Source organism: Hyphobacterium sp. SN044 (genome assembly GCF_021864465.1).
Lineage (GTDB): Bacteria > Pseudomonadota > Alphaproteobacteria > Caulobacterales > Maricaulaceae > Hyphobacterium.
Genome location: NZ_JAKKUV010000060.1, coordinates 1 through 281 on the forward strand (window position 1 = coordinate 1; position 281 = coordinate 281).

Here is a 281-nt window from a genome sequence, read left to right on the forward strand (position 1 = left end):
CCTTCAACAGCCGCTGGATGTTGAACTCCATGAACACGTCGATGCCCTTATGCACGGCGTGCTGCTGCAGGGTGCGGATCATCTCCAGCCCGGTGCGGTCGCCGACATGCGCCAGGCGAGCGTAGCGGTGCCCGCCGAAGTCGCGCTGCAGGATGAGCCCGTCCTTGGTGCGATCGAACAGCGCGCCCCACTCCTCGAGCTCCAGCACGCGATCGGGCGCCTCCTGCGCATGGATCTGGGCCATGCGCCAGTTGTTGAGCATCTTGCCGCCGCGCATCGTG

The 281-nt window shown here is 66.2% G+C and carries 1 protein-coding gene; it reads right to left on the reverse strand.

Translation table 11 applies throughout. The features are described 5' to 3' along the window. A partial coding sequence (locus L5876_RS14650) for an FAD-binding protein (protein WP_236957099.1) occupies window positions 1-281 on the reverse strand: 281 nt, incomplete at both ends.